The following is a 1,113-nucleotide window of genomic DNA, read 5'->3' on the forward strand; positions in this document are numbered from 1 at the left end:
CTGGCCGCCCGGGGCCCGGTACTTGCCCTTCAGACAGGCGCGGGTCGAGGTGAGGGTCAGCCCCGATTCGCTGGGCTTGAAGTGCATCACGTTGTCGGTGTCGCCGTCGCGGGTGCGCTCGTCCAGCTCGTAGGAGTCACCGGGGTGGCCCCTGCCGTGGACCTCCCGGGCGCCGGCCGGGGTGGCGGTGTTGAACAGCCGCTCCCGCAGGCCCCAGTACGTCTGGGACACGTCGATCGCTGTCGCGTCGAAGGCCAGTGGCAGGCCGTACTCGCCAACCCGGGTGGTCAGCGCGGCCAGGGTGGCGTCGGTGTTGAGGTTGATGGAGTTCGGGAAGCCGCCGGGCCGGACGTTGATCGCGACGGGCACCACGCAGTCGATCCGGAACGAGGTGGAAGCGGTGTTGTTGCTCGGGTCCGGGTCGACGTCCTCCGCGTTCTTCAGCGCCAGGCGGGAGTCCAGGCGTACCTGCTTCAGGCCCGGCGCGGTGCACGCGAGCTGCACCGCGTACGTGGCCTTCTGCGGCGTGCCCACGCGCAGCGCCGTCTGCTGAGCGGTCTGTGTCGCGGGTGTGACGGTGACGCCGGCGTCCGCGTCGGCCGTGGTGGTCAGCAGGGTGTCGATCGGGCTCGACGGGCCGGCGTTGGCGACGGTGACCTCCAGCAAGGCGGTGGCGGGCTCGCCGATGAGCACCTCCAGCGGGCTGGTGGCCCGGGCGTCGGTGATCCGTACGTCCGCCTTCGCGATCACCCTGGTGTCGGCGGTGGCGGTGTTGTCGGCCGGCCGCGCGTCCGGGCCGGCGAGGTTGGCCACGGTAGAGGTGGCGGTGATCGTCTTCGGGCCGCCGTTGCGGTAGACCAGGTCGGCCGGGACCTGGGCGCTGATCGTGTACTCCCGGTGCGTCCCCTGCGGCACCTCGCTGAGGTTGCAGGTGACCGTCCGGCCGGAGACCAGGCAGGGGCCGGTTGTGGTCGGGTCGGTGACGTCGTCGGGCAGCTCAGTCGTGATCTGGGTGGACGTGGAGGAGTTCGGACCCTTGTTGGTGACGCCGACCGTCCAGGTCAGGCGCTCGCCGGCGGCGACCGGGTCCGGGGCGTCGGTCAGCGTCAGGGC

Annotated in this window: 1 protein-coding gene; it reads right to left on the bottom strand. The window is 71.7% G+C overall.

From position 1 onward, the window contains the following. Window positions 1-1,113, bottom strand: a 1,113-nt coding sequence (locus IPZ69_RS46720) for a DUF11 domain-containing protein (protein WP_235461015.1), incomplete at both ends; no start/stop codon positions are given.

Source organism: Streptomyces olivochromogenes (genome assembly GCF_021538895.1).
Taxonomy (GTDB): domain Bacteria; phylum Actinomycetota; class Actinomycetes; order Streptomycetales; family Streptomycetaceae; genus Streptomyces; species Streptomyces olivochromogenes_A.